General features: G+C 68.7%; 19 protein-coding genes. 8 read left to right on the top strand and 11 right to left on the bottom strand.

Annotated features, from left to right (window positions below; translation table 11 throughout):
- The first annotated feature begins 52 nt into the window (after positions 1-52).
- Positions 53-1,279, top strand: a complete 1,227-nt coding sequence (gene serB / locus P5P27_RS13655; RefSeq protein ID WP_006895876.1) for a phosphoserine phosphatase SerB — start codon at positions 53-55, stop codon at positions 1,277-1,279.
- A gap of 4 nt (positions 1,280-1,283) precedes the next feature.
- Positions 1,284-2,027 (top strand): peptidyl-tRNA hydrolase, encoded by a 744-nt coding sequence (locus tag P5P27_RS13650; protein WP_278124446.1) that lies wholly within the window; start codon positions 1,284-1,286, stop codon positions 2,025-2,027.
- A gap of 40 nt (positions 2,028-2,067) precedes the next feature.
- Here P5P27_RS13650 and P5P27_RS13645 read toward each other — a convergent pair whose 3' ends face one another.
- On the bottom strand, positions 2,068-3,132 hold the full coding sequence (locus tag P5P27_RS13645) for an LLM class flavin-dependent oxidoreductase (RefSeq protein WP_278124444.1): 1,065 nt from the start codon (positions 3,130-3,132) through the stop codon (positions 2,068-2,070).
- Positions 3,133-3,206: 74 nt separating this feature from the next.
- Here P5P27_RS13645 and P5P27_RS13640 point away from each other — a divergent pair, with 74 nt between their 5' ends.
- Positions 3,207-4,040 (top strand): ABC transporter ATP-binding protein, encoded by an 834-nt coding sequence (locus P5P27_RS13640; RefSeq protein ID WP_006895879.1) that lies wholly within the window; start codon positions 3,207-3,209, stop codon positions 4,038-4,040.
- 112 nt (positions 4,041-4,152) lie between these two features.
- Positions 4,153-4,977: an NUDIX hydrolase gene (locus P5P27_RS13635; protein WP_278124442.1), complete on the top strand. Its 825-nt coding sequence runs from the start codon at positions 4,153-4,155 to the stop codon at positions 4,975-4,977.
- Positions 4,978-5,008: 31 nt separating this feature from the next.
- Here the strand turns inward: P5P27_RS13635 and ligD are convergent, their stop codons facing one another.
- Positions 5,009-5,956: a non-homologous end-joining DNA ligase gene (gene ligD / locus P5P27_RS13630; RefSeq protein WP_006895881.1), complete on the bottom strand. Its 948-nt coding sequence runs from the start codon at positions 5,954-5,956 to the stop codon at positions 5,009-5,011.
- A 92-nt stretch (positions 5,957-6,048) separates the two neighbouring features.
- Between ligD and P5P27_RS13625 the strand changes: the two genes are divergently transcribed.
- Both P5P27_RS13625 and P5P27_RS13620 read left to right on the top strand, forming a co-directional pair.
- Positions 6,049-6,837 (top strand): enoyl-CoA hydratase/isomerase family protein, encoded by a 789-nt coding sequence (locus P5P27_RS13625; protein ID WP_278124441.1) that lies wholly within the window; start codon positions 6,049-6,051, stop codon positions 6,835-6,837.
- A 14-nt stretch (positions 6,838-6,851) separates the two neighbouring features.
- On the top strand, positions 6,852-7,871 hold the full coding sequence (locus P5P27_RS13620) for a class I SAM-dependent methyltransferase (RefSeq protein WP_006895883.1): 1,020 nt from the start codon (positions 6,852-6,854) through the stop codon (positions 7,869-7,871).
- Positions 7,872-7,950: 79 nt separating this feature from the next.
- On the opposite strand, the gene P5P27_RS13615 is transcribed toward P5P27_RS13620, so the two are convergent.
- Positions 7,951-8,625 (bottom strand): ferritin-like domain-containing protein, encoded by a 675-nt coding sequence (locus tag P5P27_RS13615; protein ID WP_278124439.1) that lies wholly within the window; start codon positions 8,623-8,625, stop codon positions 7,951-7,953.
- A 63-nt stretch (positions 8,626-8,688) separates the two neighbouring features.
- Here P5P27_RS13615 and P5P27_RS13610 point away from each other — a divergent pair, with 63 nt between their 5' ends.
- Positions 8,689-9,894 (top strand): THUMP-like domain-containing protein, encoded by a 1,206-nt coding sequence (locus tag P5P27_RS13610; RefSeq protein WP_222111516.1) that lies wholly within the window; start codon positions 8,689-8,691, stop codon positions 9,892-9,894.
- Here P5P27_RS13610 and P5P27_RS13605 read toward each other — a convergent pair.
- Entirely contained in the window at positions 9,891-11,207 is a 1,317-nt protein-coding gene (locus P5P27_RS13605; RefSeq protein ID WP_278124438.1) for an outer membrane protein assembly factor BamB family protein, read from the bottom strand. The two genes, P5P27_RS13610 and P5P27_RS13605, sit on opposite strands and share 4 nt — an antisense overlap.
- Before the next feature lie 127 nt (positions 11,208-11,334).
- Between P5P27_RS13605 and P5P27_RS13600 the strand changes: the two genes are divergently transcribed.
- Positions 11,335-12,096 carry an acyltransferase gene (locus P5P27_RS13600; protein ID WP_039867167.1) on the top strand — a complete coding sequence of 254 codons (762 nt, stop codon included), beginning with the start codon at positions 11,335-11,337 and terminating at the stop codon, positions 12,094-12,096.
- Positions 12,097-12,150: 54 nt separating this feature from the next.
- Here the strand turns inward: P5P27_RS13600 and P5P27_RS13595 are convergent, their stop codons facing one another.
- From P5P27_RS13595 to P5P27_RS13565, 7 genes are all read right to left on the bottom strand, one after another.
- Positions 12,151-13,734 (bottom strand): S24/S26 family peptidase, encoded by a 1,584-nt coding sequence (locus P5P27_RS13595; protein ID WP_222111518.1) that lies wholly within the window; start codon positions 13,732-13,734, stop codon positions 12,151-12,153.
- Between the two features lie 4 nt (positions 13,735-13,738).
- A complete protein-coding gene (locus P5P27_RS13590) occupies positions 13,739-14,350 on the bottom strand; it encodes a hypothetical protein (RefSeq protein WP_006895889.1) in 612 nt (203 codons plus the stop codon).
- On the bottom strand, positions 14,347-15,081 hold the full coding sequence (locus P5P27_RS13585; protein WP_278124434.1) for a signal peptidase I: 735 nt from the start codon (positions 15,079-15,081) through the stop codon (positions 14,347-14,349). The genes P5P27_RS13590 and P5P27_RS13585 overlap by 4 nt, the downstream gene beginning before the upstream one ends.
- Positions 15,078-15,665 (bottom strand): hypothetical protein, encoded by a 588-nt coding sequence (locus P5P27_RS13580; protein ID WP_045537044.1) that lies wholly within the window; start codon positions 15,663-15,665, stop codon positions 15,078-15,080. Before P5P27_RS13580 ends, P5P27_RS13585 begins: the two co-directional genes overlap by 4 nt.
- A 29-nt stretch (positions 15,666-15,694) precedes the next feature.
- On the bottom strand, positions 15,695-16,219 hold the full coding sequence (locus P5P27_RS13575) for an alternate-type signal peptide domain-containing protein (protein ID WP_006895892.1): 525 nt from the start codon (positions 16,217-16,219) through the stop codon (positions 15,695-15,697).
- Between the two features lie 173 nt (positions 16,220-16,392).
- The gene (locus P5P27_RS13570; RefSeq protein WP_278124431.1) at positions 16,393-17,640 is read right to left on the bottom strand and encodes a glycosyltransferase family 4 protein; all 1,248 of its coding nucleotides are present in this window, start codon (positions 17,638-17,640) and stop codon (positions 16,393-16,395) included.
- A complete protein-coding gene (locus tag P5P27_RS13565) occupies positions 17,640-19,202 on the bottom strand; it encodes a 1,4-alpha-glucan branching protein domain-containing protein (protein WP_006895898.1) in 1,563 nt (520 codons plus the stop codon). The genes P5P27_RS13570 and P5P27_RS13565 overlap by 1 nt, the downstream gene beginning before the upstream one ends.
- Between the last annotated feature and the right edge of the window lies 1 nt (position 19,203).

Raw genomic sequence — 19,203 nt, 5'->3', positions numbered from 1 at the left:
CGTTGGTGGACCTGCCTGGGAGCGAGTCGTCGGTGGCGGCCATAATTGCGGTGTGGAAACGAGCGATGCGAAGCGCACCATTCTGATCACCGTCAGCGGACCCGACCATCCCGGCGTCACCTCCTCCCTGATGGGGGCGTTGTCGTCGGTGGGCGTCGATCTGCTCGACGTGGAGCAGGTCGTCATTCACAACCATCTGACCCTCGGTGTACTGGTGACCGCCGACGGCGATGTGGAGGACCTGCAGGACGCGGTGTCCGCGCAGATGGCCGACCGCGGCATGCACGTCGACATCGACCTCGATCCGCACGGCAGAGAACAGGCCGCCTCCACTCACGCCGTCGTGGTCCTCGGCCGCCCGATCTCCGCGGAGGCCTTCCAGGCCGTGGCCGCCGAACTGCATCGTCAGGGCGCGAACATCGACTCCATCCGCGGAGTGGCCGACTACCCGCTCACCGGCCTGGAGCTGATGATCAAGGCCGTCGACACCGAGGACTCCGACGCGGCCATCCGCGAGGGGCTGGGCGCGGTGTCGGCGAAGTACCCGATCGACGTCGCGGTCGAACGCGGCGGGCTGGCGCGGCGTGCCAAGCGCGTCATCGTCTTCGACGTCGACTCGACGCTCATCCAGGGCGAGGTCATCGAGATGCTCGCGGCCAAGGCCGGCCGCGAAGCCGAGGTCGCGGCGGTCACCGAGGCCGCCATGCGCGGGGAACTGGACTTCGCCGAGTCGCTGCACGAGCGGGTCAAGGCACTTGAGGGCCTCGACGCGGAGGTCATCGACCGGGTCGCGTCGTCCCTGGAACTGACTCCGGGCGCGCGCACCACCATTCGCACCCTGAACCGCCTCGGGTACCACTGCGGTGTGGTCTCCGGTGGCTTCCGCCAGGTGATCGAGCCGTTGGCCGGAGAGCTGGAACTCGACTTCGTGCGCGCGAACACTCTGGAGATCGTCGACGGCAAGCTGACCGGTCGGGTGATCGGAGAGGTGGTCGACCGAGAGGGCAAGGCTCGCGCGCTGGCCGCCTTCGCCGAACAGATGGGCGTCCCGATGGAGCAGACCGTCGCGGTCGGCGACGGTGCCAACGACATCGACATGCTGACCGCCGCCGGCCTGGGCATCGCATTCAACGCCAAACCCGCGCTCCGCGAGGTCGCCGACACCACCCTCGACCATCCGTACCTCGACGCCGTGCTGTTCATGCTCGGCGTCACCCGCGACGAGGTGGAGGCGGCTGACAGTCGCGACGGCGTGGTGCGACGCGTGCCGATCGACTGATCGGATGAGCGTCTCCGTCACCGATCAGTACCGGCGCCTGGTGTCGTACCAGGGTGCCTACGACGATCCCGAGGACCCGCAGAACGTACAGGCCATGCAGATGGTCCTGCACATCGAGAAGAAGGACCCACCCGAGCGCCATTCGCTGCTGGTGTCGGCGGCTCGAGCCGTCGTCCTGCTCTGTCTGGACCCTCGTGTCGCGGCGGACGGGGAGTGGGCCGCACCGATGGACGCCTGGTGCGATGCCCGGATCCGCAAGATCGCCCGACGCGCACGGGGTGCCCAATGGGAGGCGGCTCAAGGCGTACCGGGAGTCACCGCGACCGTGAGCGGCGTGCAGGCTCGGGCGTATGTGCCGAGCCGCATCGGCGACGTCGACAAGCGGATCGCGAAATTGCAGATCGGCGGCACCGAGGTCGACGGCCCGCTACCGGGCGACGATGCACCGGTGGACGGTTCCGCCGTCCTGATCCTCTGGGTCAATCCGGGCCTCGAGATGACGGTGGGGAAGACGGCGGCACAGGTCGGTCACGCGTCGATGCTGGGAGTCCGCTTGATGTCGGAGATGCAGACCGCGGACTGGTATGCGGAGGGCTGTCCCCTGGACGTCCGCCTGCCGGGACCGCAGCACTGGGCCCGTCTCGTCGACGCCGCCGCGGCCGGCGACGCTGTCCCCGTGCAGGATGCCGGTTTCACCGAGATCGCGCCCGGGTCGATGACTGTGATCGCTGAACTCGCCCGGCCGTGAGCTGTTCGGCTCCGCCGCACGGCGGTCGTAGCCGGACCGCTCAGACGCTCGGGGCCAACTTCTCCACGGTGCCGAACCACACCTCGCGATCGCCCGCCAGCGGGGCGAGGATCAATTCGTCGGCGCCGATACGCTCGGCGAACCGATCGAGTCGGCCCAGGACGTCGTCGGGTGTGCCGACCGCGGCGAGCCGAAGCATCTCGTCGACCTGAGCGCCCTGCGGTCCGTCGAGCAGAGCGGCTGCGTCCGCGTCACTCAGGTGACGTCCGCGGTTGAAGAGGAACTTGATCCGCTGCAGTTTCGCCGATCGGAGCTGCTCGTAGGCGCGGTCGGCGTCGTCGTCGGCGATGACGGTCGCGGCCGCAATCACGTACGGCTCGGTCTGTCCGCCGTCGGGTAGCGGTGCGGGCCGGAAGTCGCGCACGTAGAGTTCCACTGCCCGTTCCAGGGCCTGCGGCGCGAAATGCGAGGCGAAGGCGTAGGGGAGACCGAGGGCCGCGGCGAGCTGGGCGCCGAACAGTGATGATCCGAGGATGTAGAGCGGGACACCGGTGCCCGCGCCCGGGGTCGCGACCACACCGTGGACCGAGGAACCCGCGAAGTAGCGCTGGAGTTCCACGACGTCGCCCGGGAAGTTCTCTGCGGCCGCGGGAGTGCGTCGGAGCGCGGTGAACGTGGCCTGATCGCCGCCCGGCGCACGCCCGAGGCCGAGATCGATGCGGCCGGGATGGAGCTCGGCGAGGGTGCCGAACTGCTCGGCGATCGCCAGCGGCGAGTGGTTGGGCAGCATCACGCCGCCGGCGCCGAGACGGATATGGGAGGTGTGGGCCGCCATGTGCGCGACGAGGACCGCGGGCGCTGCGGACGCGATGGCCGGCATGTTGTGGTGCTCGGCGTACCAGATCCGCCGGTAACCGGTCCGGTCCGCGAACTGCGCCATCCGGAGCGAGTGCGCGAGGGACTGGGCGACGGTCTCGCCGGGGCCCACCTGAGCGAGGTCGAGGAGGGAGAACGGGACGCGGGACCGCGCGGCGCGGGAATCGGCCGGCGAGTCTGAGGGATCGGAGACAGCGTCTGAGGGATCGGAAACGACGGAATCGGTCACTGATGGTTCAGCGGTGCGGGGCGTCTTTGTATTCCGCCGCACCGGCGATGTGAGGCATCCGGCACCATGGAGACGTGACCGAACTGATTGCTGACCCCGACCTGCTCATCGATTTTCGCGACGTCTCCCTGGTGCGTGACGGCAAGACGCTCGTCGGCCCGGTGAACTGGCAGGTGGAGCTCGACGAGCGATGGGTGATCATCGGGCCCAACGGCGCTGGGAAGACGTCGCTGCTCCGGATGGCCGCGGCCATGGACTTCCCCACCCGCGGTGAGGCGTTCGTGGTGGGCGAGCGGCTGGGCCGCACCGACGTGCGTGAGCTGTCGACCCGGATCGGCATGGTGAGTTCGGCGATGGCGGCCCGGGTGCCGGGCGACGAACTCGTCTCCGACCTGGTGATCTCGGCAGGCTATTCGGTGCTGGGCCGCTGGCGCGAACAGTACGACGAGATGGACCGGGCGCAGGCGGCGGACATCCTGGAGTCGATGGGCGCCGAACACCTCGCCGATCGCACGTTCGGCACGTTGTCGGAGGGCGAACGCAAGCGAGTGCTGATCGCCCGAGGTCTGATGACCGACCCGGAACTGCTGCTTCTGGACGAGCCGGCCGCTGGACTCGATCTCGGCGGGCGCGAGGAACTCGTCGACCGGCTGAGTGTGCTCGCATCCGATCCGGATTCCCCGGCGCTGGTACTGATCACGCATCACGTCGAAGAGATTCCGCCGGGCTTCACGAACATCATGATGCTGTCCGAGGGCGCCGTGACCGCACAGGGTCCGCTCGACGAGGCGCTCACGGCCGAGAACCTCACGGCGACCTTCCGCCAGAACATCGCGCTCACCCGGGACGACGGCCGTTACTTCGCTCGTCGCGCACGCCGAGCGGGCGGTCACCGTCGCGGGGAATGACCCGACCGGCCCGCCGAATATCGATGCGGCGTTTCTTGGGTATGCGAGTATTGAATCCGGCCGACCGAGCGTAAGTTCGGTCGCAGATGATCGCTCAGTCGAAGGAACGTGCATGTTTGCTGAAGAAGGTTCGGCCCCGGTGCCGCTGCGGGACGCCTCCACGGTCGTCCTCGTCCGAGACTCCGCCGACGGCATCGAGATCTTCCTCCAGCGCAGGGTCAAGCAGATGGCGTTCGCCGGCGGGATGACGGTGTTCCCCGGCGGCGGTGTCGACGATCGCGACCGCGATGCGGAGATCGCGTGGGCGGGCCCGGACGTGGACTGGTGGGGCGAGAAGTTCGGCACCGACGTCGAGACCGTGCGGGCGCTGGTGTGCGCCGCGGTCCGCGAGACCTTCGAGGAATGCGGGGTGCTCCTTGCCGGGTCGTCCGACGCCGTCCATCCGGACCCGGCGAGCCTGGCGGGTGAACGCGCCCGCCTGGTGAACAAGGAGATCTCGTTCGCGCAGTTCTTGAACGAGCACGCACTGGTGCTGCGCACCGATCTGCTCGCGCCGCTGTCGCACTGGATCACCCCCAAGAACGAGGTTCGCCGCTACGACACCCGCTTCTTCCTCGCGGAACTCCCCGCCGGGCAGAACGCCGACGGCGAGACCTCGGAGGCGGCCGCCACCGAGTGGCAGACCGCGGAGCGAGCGCTGGCCGACTGGGAGGCGGGGCGGCACTTTCTGCTCCCGCCCACGTGGTCGCAGCTCCGAGAGGTCGCCCGGTACGCGACGGTCGCCGAACTGATGGCCGCCGAGCACGTCATCGCGCCGGTGGAACCGGCCATCGCCGACCCGGCGGGACTTCAGGGGCTCCGCTTCGCCGACTCCGACGAGTACCTCGCCTCGCTCGCCGACGGCCGGATGGAACGGCTCGGGGACTCCGCGTCGTAGCCGGAGAGGGGCGCGGCATCCGGCGCGGGTGCTACTCGCCGGCGAGTCCGTCTCGGTCGGCCCACTCCAGCAGGGGGTCGAGCCGGAATGCGCGGTCGTCGATCGCGCGGTGAAGGTCGCCGAGTTCGGCGTAGCGGGCGGGCATCGTCGCGACGGTGAAGTCGTCCGGCTCGGCGTCGTCGATCTCGTCCCAGCGCAGCGGCGCCGAGACTGTGGCGCGGGCGTTCGCGCGGATCGAGTACGCGGCGGCCATCGTGTGATCCCTGGCGTTCTGGTTGAAGTCGATGAAGACGGCGTCGGGATCGCGGTCCTTGCGCCACCACGTCACCGTGGCGTCGCCGGGCAGCCGTCGCACCACTTCGGCACCGAAAGCGTGTGCGGCGCGGCGCACGTCGCCGAATCCCCACTCGGGTTCGATGCGAACGTAGACGTGCAGCCCGTGCCCGCCGGACGTCTTCGGGAATCCGCGGATGCCGAGTTCGTCGAGTATCTCGTGGACCACGTGCGCCACCCGGCGGACGCGGGCGAAGTCCGCGCCGGGCATCGGATCGAGGTCGATCCGCCACTCGTCGGGCTGTTCGACGTGCGAGCGCCGCGAGTTCCAGGGGTGGAACTCGACAGTCGCCATCTGTACGGCCCAGAGCACCGCCGCGGGCTCGGTCACGCACAGTTCGTGGACGGTACGCGAGTACCGGGGGAAGAAGATGTCGACGGTCTGCACCCAGTCGGGCGCACCGGCTGGGAGCTTCTTCTGGTGGACCTTCTTCTCCGCCGTCCCGCGAGGGAAGCGGTGAAGCATGCACGGCCGTTCGTACAGAGCGCGGGTGATGCCGTCCGCGACGGCCAGGTAGTACCTCGCGAGGTCGAGCTTCGTGAGTCCGGCATCGGCGAAATAGACACGGTCGGGGCTGCTCACCCGCACGTCGCGAACCGACCCGTCGGGCCCGGGAACCTGCAGTACGACGGCTTCGTCACCCATGCGGCAACACTAATCCCTCTCGGGAGCGTTCAGGTGTCACATGCTTACCGCCCGGTTGGGTCGACGACCTGACTTACCGGTAGCCTGCCCTCATGGCTGAGTTTGTGACGCTGGAGACGTCCGAGGAACATCCGGGCGTCGGGACGATCCTGCTGAACCGTCCGCCGATGAACGCGCTGAACCGTCAGGTCCAGAATGAGCTCGCGGCGGCCGCCGACGCGGCGAGCGTGCGCGACGACGTCAAGGCCGTCGTCATCTACGGCGGGCCCAAGGTGCTGGCGGCGGGCGCCGACATCAAAGAGATGAACGATATGTCGTTCTCGGACATGCAGAAGGTCGCCGGACGTCTGCAGCGGGCGCTGGGGGCGATCGCCGACATCCCGAAGCCGACGGTCGCGGCGATCACCGGTTACGCGCTGGGCGGCGGACTCGAGGTGGCGCTGGGCGCCGATCGGCGCATCGTCGGCGACAACGCCAAGCTCGGCGTGCCCGAGGTGCTGCTCGGAGTGATCCCCGGAGGCGGCGGCACGCAGCGGCTCGCGCGGCTGATCGGCCCCTCGCGGGCCAAGGACATGATCTTCACCGGTCGGTTCGTCGGTGCCGAGGAAGCTCTGCGGATCGGTCTCGTCGACCAGGTGGTGGCACCCGACGACGTGTACGACGAAGCGCTGAAGTGGGCGGGCCAGTTCTCCGGAGCGGCGTCGGCCGCCCTCGCCGCCGCGAAGACCGCCGTCGACTCGGGTGTCGAAGTGGACCTGGCCACCGGACTCAAGATCGAAGAACAGGCTTTCGCGGCTCTGTTCGCGACGCAGGACCGCACCATCGGCATGGAGTCGTTCGTAGCCAACGGCCCGGGCAAAGCCGAATTCACCGGAAAGTAGGGAAACACCCGACAATGACCGCCATCGACGACCAGAACCCCGCCGATCCGTCCCCCACGGGCGTCGACGCCGCCGATCAAGTGGACCCGGCACCCAATCCGCATGCCACCGCCGAGCAGGTGGAGGCCGCGCTGAAGGACACCAAGCTCGCGCAGGTCCTCTACCACGACTGGGAAGCCGAGACGTACGACGAGAAGTGGTCGATCTCCTTCGACGAGCGCTGCATCGACTACGCCCGCGGTCGTCTCGACAAGATCCTTCCCGATGCGCCGCTGCCGTACGGCCGGGCCATGGAGCTCGGTTGCGGCACCGGCTTCTTCCTGCTGAACCTGATGCAGTCGGGTGTGGCGGAGAAGGGCTCGGTCACCGATCTGTCGCCGGGCATGGTGAAGGTGGCGCTGCGCAACGCGGAGAACCTCGGCCTGGACGTCGACGGCCGGGTCGCCGACGCCGAGAGCATCCCGTACGAGGACGACACCTTCGATCTGGTCGTGGGCCACGCGGTGCTGCATCACATCCCCGACGTCGAGAAGTCGTTGCGGGAGGTGCTGCGCGTGCTCAAGCCCGGCGGCCGCTTCGTCTTCGCTGGCGAGCCCTCGACGTACGGTGACTTCTACGCCCGGTGGATGAGCCGCGCCACCTGGTGGGCCACCACCAATATCACGAAGTTCGGGCCGCTCAAGTCGTGGCGCCGGCCGCAGGAGGAACTCGACGAGAGCTCGCGCGCGGCGGCACTGGAGGCCGTCGTCGACATCCACACCTTCTCGCCCGAGGATCTGGAGCGACTGGCGACCAGCGCGGGTGCGGTCCAGGTCGAGTCGGCCGCGGAGGAACTCGCCGCTGCCATGCTCGGCTGGCCGGTCCGGACTTTCGAGGCCGCGGTGCCGCCCGAGAAGCTCGGCTGGGGCTGGGCGGGCTTCGCGTTCGGCGGCTGGAAGCGCATGACCTGGCTCGATGAGAACGTCCTCCGCAAGTTGGTTCCGCCGAAGTTCTTCTACAACGTTCTGATCACCGGAGTGAAGCCGGAGAAGTAGGGCACCCTCCGCAAACGATCGACGCACCGCTCGGCATCGGCGACCTCCTCCGCGAGGGGCCGGAGCCGGGCGGTGATCGCTATGGCGGCCCGGCGCCGTCGAACACCGCCACCCGGAAGTCGGTCATCAGCCGACGGCAGCGCGTGTAGAAATCCCGCCTCGTGGTGCCTATCGCGCGCAGCGCCGGCCCGTGGTCCAATGCCACCACCGCGATCACGACGGTCGCGAAGGTCTGCCACGCGGCGCCCGCCGGCCTGCGCGCCCATCGCGGTGCGGGCGCGAACGCCTCGCGCAACCGGCGTTCCTGGAAGCGGACGTGGTGGCGTTCGTCGTCCAGGATCCGCGACGAGACCTCGCGCAGCAGAGGGTCGGACGATGCGGCGAGCGCGCCGTAGTATTCCAGTGCGATGAGCTCGGCGGTCGCCAGTACCAGCAGTTCGCTCCGCAGTCCGAGGGCGCGCCGCGTCGCGACGAACACGCGGTCGGACCAGTGCCCGGCGATCGTCGGCGCCCCGGCTGCCCGAAGCAATTCGGCCAGCATGCGCGCGTGGTTCTGTTCCTCGGCGACGAACATCCGAACCGCCGCGGCGTAGTCGGGATCGCCGGTTGCTTCCGCAAGCCGGATCAGCGCAGCGCCGTCGCCGCTCTCGCCCACCTGGAACCGTTGCAGACTCCGGATCACCGGTGAGGGGAGTCGGCTGCCGGCTCGCCAGTCGGGGTCCGGATTCTGCTCCCGGATACGGGACCGTGTCACGAACTCCTCGCTCCATGTCATGGTGCCGGTTATACCGGTTATCGCACCGACTAGGGTTGCGCTGTGGGTTACGAGTTCAGCATCGACGACGTCGACTACCTGCGTTCCCGGTACGGCGACAAGGCCCTCCAGAACGCGTCCGCGATGGCCCTGACTCCTGATTCGCTGCTGCGTGAGATGCCCGATCTGCGCTCCCGGTACGGCGACCGCGCGCCGGCGCTCGTCGAGACCGTCCTCAATCGCCGCAAGGCCGCCGGACGGTTGGCACACGCCGATCAGCTGCTGGCGAGCGACACCGCGGTCCAGCAGGCCACGGCGGCGGCCGTGGCCGAGCACCGGGCGGCCGACATCGCGGCGCGCTATCCCGGAGCCGTCGTGCACGACATGACCTGTTCCATCGGATCGGAGATGATGGCGCTGTCGGTGACGAGCGGCATCGCCGGTGTGATCGGCAGTGACGTCGATCCGGTCCGGTTGGCGATGGCCGACCACAACATGTCCCTGGGCGACGAGCGGCGCTCGCCGTGGCTGCTGGCGCGCGCCGACGCCCTCGCGCCGGTGTCGAACGCCGACGTGGTGATCGCCGACCCGGCGCGCAGGAATGCGCGTGGCCGAACCTTCAAGCTCGACGAACTCGATCCGCCGCTGTTGGAGTTGCTCGCGGTGTACGCCGGACGCGAGCTGGTCGTCAAATGCGCCCCGGGGCTCGACTACCGACTGCTGCGCGATCGGTTCGGTTTCGAGGGCCAGGTCCAGATCGTCTCGCTCGACGGCGGCGTCCGCGAGGCATGTCTGTGGAGCGAAGTGACGCAGCCGCGCCGCCGAGCGACCGTCCTGCGCGCAGCCGGCCGAGACTACGAGATCACCAGTGCCGATCCCGACGACATCGATCCGCCGGGAGTCGACGAGTGGATCATCGATCCGGACGGCGCGGTGGTTCGCGCCGGTCTGGTGCGGAACTACGCCCACCGACACGGGCTGCGGCAGTTGGACCCGCAGATCGCTTATCTGACCGGTGGCCGCGTGCCCGCGGGGGAGCGCGGTTTCCGGGTGATCGACCAGCTGGGGGTCTCGGAGAAGAACCTTCGGGGCGCACTGGCGGCGCACGACTGCGGGAGTCTGGAGATCCTGGTCCGGGGGCTCGACGTGGACCCCGACCGTCTGCGAAAGCGGCTGAAGCTCAAGGGTTCCCGACCTCTTGCGCTGATCATGACGCGCATCGGTCGGTCGGGGACCGCGTTCCTGTGCGAGCCGGGTGTCCGGCGCTAAGACGGCGACTTCGGGCTGTAGTAGTACACTGCGCCGATATTGGTGGCGACCGCCAGGCGGCCGGTCGGCGAGACCGCGACGCCCGTCGCGAATCCCTTGGCGTCCGGCATCGGCAGCGTGCGTTCGGTAGCGCCCGAGCGGGTGTCGATCTCCATCAATTCGAGGTTCTGGTCGGCGCCGGTGCGGACCACCGTCCACGCGGTGCCCGCCGCGGTCATGCTCGACAGTCCCGTCGTCTGGAGGTCGTCGCGGCGAAGGACTTCTTCGGCCCTGTCGCCGGCGTCGCGCAAGATCACCAGCGGGGCGCCGATGGTGCCCGCCGGGATGATCAGTCCGTCGGGAGAGACGGACATGGTGCCGAACCCGTATCCGCCGTTGTCGTGGGTCCACTTCACCGCGCCGTTGGACGCGTCGAGTGCGTTGATCCGGCCGTCCCTGCTGAAGGCGTAGACGGTCTTGCCGTCGGCCGACACGGTGGGAGGGCCGACGACACCGCCGGGAAGGTCGGTGGCCCACCGGTCGGTGATCGCCTGGTGGTCGCCCTGGCGGGCGTACGAGAGCGCCTTCACCTGCGACGATTTCGCGCCCTGTGGGAAGAAGTTGAGGAAGAGGCGCTGGTGCGCCCAGTCGACGGCCGGAGGCGCGGAGATCGCGCATCCCGGCCCGCCGCTCACGCAGTCGCCCAGCCCGGTCAACGGGTCGGCGGCGGGCGCCGACCAGAGCTCGGCCTGCGGCATCGCGAGATCGCCGTTCTGTGAATTGAGGATCATCACCTGGCCGAGCGACGTGGTCACCAGCACGTGGCCGGGGCCGACGAACTTGGCCGACGTCGGTACTCCGGCCACGTCCTTGCGCCAGCGGATCGCTCCGCCGCCGGTGAGCGCCAGGAACCGGCCCGGCTCTCCGATGTACGGCTGCGAGAACTGATCCACGACGGCCGCGTTGCCCCAGAAGCCGTCGGCCATGCGCTTGCAGAAGTTCTTCCGTCCCGCCCGCGAGTCGAGCACCAGGAAGTTGCAACCGACCGGCGTCCGTGCGCTGACGACGACGTCTCCGCCGCCGTTGAGGGTCACCGGACTGGTCACCGGGCCTCCGGTGGGCCGGGTCCACGACAGTTCGAGGTCGGCCGGCGGTCGTGCGAAGCTGTAGTTCGAGTTCGCATTGTTGCCGCCGTACGACGACCAGCCCGCCGCGGGCACCGACCGCACGTCCAGGTGACCGTCGGAGCAGGAGGCGACGATCAGCGCGGTCAGCGCCCCGAGAACGGCGGTGCGGAGGATCGCGCGCATACGTCGGCGTGCGGCCTGGGTCATCGTGCTCCGATCTGGTCGAGATGCGCGACTGCCGTCGCGCCCGCGCACGACTCTATCGTGTCGTGTCACCAGGCCAATCGTCCGCTGGCGGAGGTCTGTCGGAGACCGTCGTTTACTGTGTGTCTTCATGACCACGATGTGGAACGCCTCCTATCGTTCACGCTGGCGTGCCGGACGCCGCCGCGACCCGCAGCAGGTTCGTTTCCTGACGATGGACTCGCTGCGCTGGGTGAAGCGCAATCGCGCGTGGACACCGTGGTATCTCGTGCGCTACTACCGTCTGGCCAGGTTCCGGATGGCGAACCCGCACATCGTGCTGCGCGGCATGGTCTTCCTCGGCAAGAACGTGGAGATCCACGCGACGCCGGAACTGTCGCGGATGGAGATCGGGCGCTGGGTGCACATCGGCGACGGCAACTCCATCCGCTGCCACGAGGGCAGCATGCGCATCGGGGACAAGACCGTCTTCGGTTGCAACAACGTCGTCAACTCATATCTCGATCTCGAGATCGGCGGATCGACGCTGATCGCGGACTGGTGCTACATCTGCGACTTCGACCATGTCACCGACAATCTCGACCTGCCGATCAAAGACCAGGGCATCGTCAAAGGGCCGGTGCGAATCGGCCCGGACACCTGGATCGCCGCCAAGGTGACGGTGCTGCGCAACACCACCGTGGGGCGTGGCTGTGTGCTCGGTGCCCATGCGGTGGTGCGCGGAGTGATCGACGACTACGCGATAGCCGTCGGCGCGCCCGCCCGCATGGTGAAGAACCGCAAGGAGGCGTGGGAGGCCGGCGCCGAGCAGCGCGCCGAACTCGAACGCGCCTTGGCCGACATCGAGCGCAAGAAGGCCGCCGCCCGGGGCGAGGACACCAGCGCAGAGTAGCGCCTCGGCCGATCCGGGATCGGCTCACCGCGGCTGCCGATCAGCCGCCGGAGGTCAGCCGGCCGGAGCCACCGGAACCGGTTCGACGGAGGTCTCCGGCTGGGCGGCCGGGGCCTCCGGGGACGGAGCGTCGGGCGCAGCGGTGGTCGGCGGCGTGCGCGCCTCACTCCAGACCCCGCCCGAGCGGCTCACCACGACGACGGTGCCGTCGGGTTCGGTGATCTCCAGCCGCTCACTCTGCGGCAGCCAGCGCACCGAACTCGACGACGGGAAGCTGCCCCGGTAGACGACCTCGGTCGAGGTCGCGTCCCGGATCGTCACCGCGCCGCCGTCGTCGTAGAACGCGAACTGTCCGGACGAGGTGAGCGTTCCGCCCGGCGGAAGTTCGGGGGTGGCGCTCGGACTGTCGGTGGTGGACGGCTGCGCCGGCTTCGACTCCGACGACCCTGGAGCGGTCGACGGGGACTCAGACGTGGAGGGGGCCGCGGAGCTCGACGGGGCTGCGGAGGTCGAAGCGGTCGCGGAACCGCTCGGGCTCGCCTTGGGTGCGGCCCGCGAGACGGATGACGGCGAGAGACACTCGAGGTAGGGCAGTGCCGGTGGGAGAAGTCGCGCGGCGTGGAACTGGACTTGGACGGTCAGTGTCCGCTGCGACGGGAAAAGGTAATCGTAGGCCCGCAGGGAAATGGTTAGAACGGTGTCGCCGCCGCCGAAGAGCAGGTCCCAGAGCCAAGTCCAGAAGCTGCCCCCTGTGATGTCCTTGGTGATGGTCGAGTTCGCGGGGTAAGCACTGGTCAGGAAAGTGTCAGCCTCGGTGGACGAGCCTTTCGTCACCGACAGGACGAATTTCCGGTTCGGGTCCGGCTGTGCCACGTTGGGCCAGCTGAATTGCACCGATTTCGAGAGTCCGAATCCAGGATTCGAGGCGGTACAGGCCAGCGAGATGGGGTCGGCCTCCCACCCGGTGGCCAGCGCGCCGGTTGCGGTCGCCTGGTCTGACTGCGCGGCTCGAGCCGGCCCGGAACCGTGTATGCCGGAGGCTGCGACGGCGATGACGGTCACGGCCGCGGTGCCGGCGAGCAGCCGATGAGCGATCTTCGTGTTCCGCCACCCCCGCGCGGGTGCGAATGCGATAGCCAGCAGGGCGGCTACAGCGAGGGCCTGGAGGGTGAGGGTGAGCGGGTTGGCGAGCCACGATGCGACGTACCCGAGGATCGGCACAGTGAAGAGAACGCGCCGTGCGTCGGCGACGATGTACCGGTTCGGGTCGGGCGCAGAGTTCGCATCGCCCTGCATCGTCAGTTCAGCGGAAGCCGAGGACTTCGCGTCGACGGATACTACGCGATGGGTGACGCGTGTGCCGTCGTCGCGCACGACCGTGGCGACGTCTCCGGGCTCGAGGCGGTTCGCGTCGATGGTCTTCGAGATGCCGAGGGATCCCACGGGAATGGTCGGCGCCATCGATCCGGTCTCGAAGATCAGCGGCCGGATACCGAAGATCAGGGCCACGACCGTGGCGAGGAGGCAGAGTGCACCGAGAACCGCGCCCACGGTGAGCGCGCGATCGGCGAGGCGCCGATGCCCGGCCGGCCTGGTCGGCGTGGCGGTGATCGGTTGAGTGGGGGCGTCGTCGTTCACGTGGCTATCCCGTCGCATCGAAGAAGAAGACGACGCTGCCTGCAGACCCGAGGTTGAGGCCCGCGTACTGCGCCGGCGTGTCGGTCCGGAGTGTGAGCTGCATGCACAGCCGCTCGCTGCTGCCGACCGCCAACGGCCGCGGGGGTACGCCAGTGAATTCAGTCTTCGCCGTGGAGACGTTCTGTGCCGATACGAGGGTGGCCGATCCCGACGGACACACCGTGCCGGTCGACGTGCTGCCGACGGTGGCGTTCGCGGCGACGACTGTTGATTTCAGTGTCGTCCACCGGCCGACGTCGGTGGGCGGTGTGCCGGAAGTGCCGGTCGCCTGCACCGAGGGGACGTACGTGAGCGCGACCGAGCCGACATTCTGGACGTCCACCATTGCAGCAGTCGTGTAGGCCGGGAGCAGTGTTCCCGGGAAGGTGAGGGTCGCGGTGTGTGACCCGTTCGCCTCGATCTTGAGGACCCCGGTCGTGAACGTTCCCGACAGTGTCTGGGAGGTGGTGGACCAGAGCGCCGAGGTACCTATCGCGCCGGTACCCAGGAGCACGCCGCACGCGAGCAGCGCGCGGACCCTCTTCGAGGTGACCGCCGTCTTCCATCCGGGTCTCACGATTCTGGCTCCTTCGACGAAGGCCACTCGGGAAGGGGATCGTCGGCACTGGCGTCGGCGATCGGCTGGGTCTGCGCGTCGCTGTGCACGGCGGCGAACGTCTCGGTCGGAGTGTCGTCCGCCGGCCCCGCGGCCGCTTCGGCGGCGGCTTTGTCTCGGCGCTCCTGTCTCCAGTCGGTGTAGAACTGCCACGCGCCGTAAGCGAAGAGCAGTCCGGCGAGGACGAACACCGTCAGGGTGCGTTTGGCGCCGCTGAACCAGGTGTTGACATAGCCCAGAAGCGGAACCGAGTACCAGAGGACTCGGCGGACCTGCACCGGCCGGACCGGTGGGTCGACGGCGCTGTTGGCGTCGCCCTTGGTGATCAGCCGCGGCTGACCGGACGGCGACTTGTCGAATCCGACCACTCGGTGGGTCACCACACCGGGCTGTCCCGACTTCACCTGATAGGTGACCACATCGCCGACCTCGATCGACGAGAACGGACGCGGCTTCACCACGATCAGCGTTCCCGGCGGATAATCCGGCCGCATGGACCCGGTGAGTACGGAGTACGGCCGCGCCCCGGCGACCTTCGGTATCACGATGGTCGTGAACAGCACGGCGAATGCCGCGATGAGGAGAATCCAGCTGACCGTCTGCCACAGAATGTGCAGTGCTCGCTGACGCGGTGTGCGCTCCACCTCCGCCGAGCCGCCGGTCTCGGTCCGAGCCGATTCGTCGCCGGTCACGGGTTCTGTCCCGGCCGCAGCTGTCCGACGGAGAAGTCGAAGTTGATCTGATACTGGGCGGGCTGGGTGCCGGTGACGGACTTCAGCTGGGCCTGCACGCACCAGGTGGTCTCGGCGCCGACGTCGAGCACCTTCCAATCCGATGACGACGGGGACGTCGGCGCGATCGCCGTGTGCGGACCCGTGGTGTCGGTGGCGGGAAAGGCCCCGCTCAGATCCCCCGTGCCACCGGGGCAGCCACCGACCGAACCCGACAGCCGCACCGTGACCGCCGAACCGGAGGACGTGATCGACGGCCCGGCGCTCGCGAGCAGGAACTTGATCCGCGTGGAGCCGGTGTTCTTGATCTTCAGCGGCGCCTGCGTGACGTTGCCGACCGCGATGTTCGTTCCCTGCAGTGCGGGGAAGGTGTGGGACGACGCTCCGTCGCCATGTGCATCGAGGCCGATGGTGCCCGTCTCGATGGTGCCTGGATTCCGAGTCTCCTCATCGGCCCACAGAGCCCCGGTGGTGTACACCGATCCGAAGATCAGTGACACCACCAGGACTCCGAGGGCTCCGAGCAGCAGTCTGCGCTGGGTCACGGTCCGGGGTTTCGCTCAGCGATTCTCCGTCAGGACGGCCGGACCTGGTTGAGTGTGATCTTCATATTGCTGACCTGCACCGAGGCGTTGGTGTCCTCGGTACCCGGTGTCGATTCCTTGAACTCGACCTGGACGGTCACGGGGAGCTCCTGCCCGTTCGTGACGTCGATCGGCGTGGTGGTGGTGTCGGTGCCGTTGACCGAGGTGGTCACGACGAAGTTGTCAGACGGCACGTTGGTGGTGCCGAGGTTCACGCCGAGCGTGGCCTTCATGTTCTTACCGGTCGCCGTGACAGTGCAGTCACCGGAGTACTTCCAGACGTCGCCGGGAACCATCAGGTCTTCGAGGGGATTGATCGCGCTGCCGCCGATCATGGTCGGCGAGACGTCGGTCCAGGTGCCGCCGGTGCCGCAGTCGAGCCCGAAGTCGCCGGTCGTGATGTTGCCGCCGACGATGTCCTCGGTGTCGTTCCACAGTGCGTACGATCCGACTCCGCCGAGCAGGAGGATCGCCCCCGCGCCGACGGCCAGTGCACCTTTGGTCTTACGGTTCATATCTCTTACCTCTGGTCGCGGTGGTCATCGTCGACGCCACCGAACTCGAAAATCGTGACGTTGTACCACTGACCGAGTAATCGCAGACGTCCGAATAGGCCGATACCTTCTGTTATCGAACCGTTATGCGCATCGGGCATGTCGTCCACAGGCGCATGGGCCGAAGGCCTCGATCAGGGCTGCGACGGGTCTCGATCGGGCATCGGGCGCATCGGAATGTCCGGACGGCCGAGGTCACGCGGCGGGCGCCGGCGCGCAGCCGCGTACACCGATGCGGTGCGCTTGGCGATCGACTGCCAGGTGAATTCCTCGCCCAGCCGGGTACGGGCGCGACGGGCGCGCTGCTGCGTCGCCGCCGGGTCGTCCAGGGCCTCGCAGACGGCGACGGCGAGTCCCTCCGGATCGAAGGGGTCGAAGGTCCAGCCCGTCTCGCCGTCGGTCACCGCTTCGCCGAGCCCGCCCGCCGTGGACGTGATCAACGGGATGCCGGTGGCGGCTGCCTCGAGGGCGACGATGCCGAACGGTTCGTAACGGCTCGGCAGGACGATCGCGTCGCAGCGGTGCATCAGTTTCAGCAGGCCGTCGTGGTCCTGCCGTCCGACGAAGTCGACCGCGGCCGTCACCTGATGTTCGAGGGCCAGCTGACGCAGCCAGCCGATCTGGGTGCCGTCGCCCGCAACCGTGAGGTGCGTGCCGGGGTGCGCCCGCCGGATCACCGGGAGTGCCTCGAGCAGATCCTGCACGCCCTTCTCGAACTCGAGCCGACCGGCGAAGAGCAACTCGGGCGGACCGCTGCGCGGGCGTCGATCCACGAACCGCCAGGTGCCGACGTTGATTCCGTTGTGGATCACGGTGATCGGCGCCAGGTCGGGGCCGAAGAGAGTCGCCACCTCCTCGCGCATGGACGCCGAACAGGTGATCAGCGCGTCGGAGGCATTGGCCAGCCACCATTCGACCGAGTGAACCTGCCGGTTGATGTGGCCGGCCACCCATCCGCTGTGCCGCCCGGCTTCGGTGGCGTGAAGAGTCGACACCAGCGGAACGTCGAAGTACTCGGCCAGCGCAACCGCGGGGTGGGCCACCAGCCAGTCGTGCGCATGCACCACGTCCGGCGGTGGGCCGTCACGCAGGAGGCGCAGGCCGGCGCGGACGAAGCCGTGGCCCATCGCCAGCGTCCACGCCATCATGTCGGCGCCGAAATCGAACGCCGGCGGGTCTTCGGCCACCGCGATCACACGGACGCCGTTCACGACGGTGTCGGTGGTGGGATGGGTCCGGGCGTCGGTGCCCGACGGTCGGCGGGTCAGCACCGTCACCTCGTGGCCCAGGCCGGCGACGGCCTCGGTGAGATGGTGGACGTGGCGGCCGAGGCCCCCGACCACCACTGGCGGGTACTCCCAGGAGACGATCAGCACGCGCATCAGAACCCGCCTTCGCGGCTCGGCAGACGGCGGGCGTCGAGTGCGCCGAACAGATTGTCGGCGCGGCGCCACCCGGCGGCCAGCCCGGCGGCCCGCTGCTCCTTGCCCGCATCGGAGGCCTCGCAGATCTCTCGCGTGGCGTGCGCATGCTTGTACGCGCGGTCCTGGGCGTAGCCGGCGGCGGTGTCCTTCGAGATCATGAACGGCCAGTCGGACTGCACCGTCAGCAGCGTCTCGCGCAGAATCTGGTCGGCTACCTCGTCCCGCACGTCCGGAATCCCGTGACCGCCGTCGAGCCGCTTGTCGAGGCAATCGAGCGCGGTCGCGGTGACCTCCTCGTTGAGCCGCACCAGGTGCTGCACCTGCGGACCCTCCCAGACGCGCCAGTCCTTGCCCGAGCCCCACGACGAGTCGTCGATCCGGACCGGGTCGCCGACGAATCCGTTCCGGCGGGCGGTGGCGAGCGATCCGACCGTGATCCCCGACTCGGGCAGCCTGCGCATGAGCCGCTCGAGCCATACCGGTCCCTCGTACCACCAGTGGCCGAACAACTCGGTGTCGAAGGCCGCGACCACGTGTGCGGGACGGCCGATCCGGTCCGACTCGGCGATGAGCCGTGAGCGCACGCAGTCGATGAAGTCGTCGACGTGCTTGTCGATCACGGGGTCCACGAGAGCCGGATCGTAGGGCTTCTTGGCGTCACCCGGCACGTTCTTGCCGGTGACCCGAACGGGTTTGAAACCGGTCAGGTGATCGTAGGTGTGGAAGTCGCGGTAGTTCGCGTGCCCGGGGTAGCCGGACTTCGGCGACCACACGCGGTAGCTGACGGTCAGATCGCGTCCGAACGCGACGACGTCGGAGTCGCCCACCGGGCGGCCGAGCGCCGTGTCGCCGTGCAATGTGGGGCCGTCGACCATGAAGTGGCCTACGCCGGCAGCGGCGTACTCCTGCTCCATGCCCGGCGTGTACGCGCACTCCGGCGCCCAGATGCCCGACGGCTGCGTGCCCCAGCGCAACCGCGCGTCGGCGAGACCCTCCCGGAGGGAGAACTGCCGGAGTCGTCGGTCGAGCAGCGGCTGGAAGGGATGGGCGAGCGGTCCGCCGAGCAGTTCGATCACCCCGGCGGAGACGAGCGGACGGATCTGCGGGCTGCCGCCGTGCCGCCACTGCGACTCGAAATCGGCCAGTGCTCCGGCGGCCGCACGGAACTCGCGGTGGCCCATCGCACGACGGTCGGCGTCCGGTGAGGTCGCGGCCTCCATCGCGCGCAACTGCCAGTCGGCCAGCCACTCGTACATCGACGTGGCGCAGTGCGGGTCGTCGAGCTGGGCGGCCAGCACCGGGGTGATGCCCAAGGAGATCAGGTCGGTGTATCCGTCGTCGGCGAGGCGTCGCAGGGCGGCGAAGACGGGCTGGTAGCAGTGTGCCCACGACTGGTACAGCCATTCCTCGCCGACCGGCCAGCGGCCGTGATTGGCCAGCCACGGCAGATGCGAATGCAGCACCAGGGTGAACTGGCCGGGTACCTTCTCGGCGCGCGGTGCAGCGGCGGTCGTGCTCATC

The sequence above is a fragment of the Gordonia sihwensis genome, from assembly GCF_029632925.1.
In the GTDB taxonomy this organism is placed as follows: domain Bacteria; phylum Actinomycetota; class Actinomycetes; order Mycobacteriales; family Mycobacteriaceae; genus Gordonia; species Gordonia sihwensis.
This window is presented reverse-complemented; position numbering and strand designations above follow the sequence as displayed.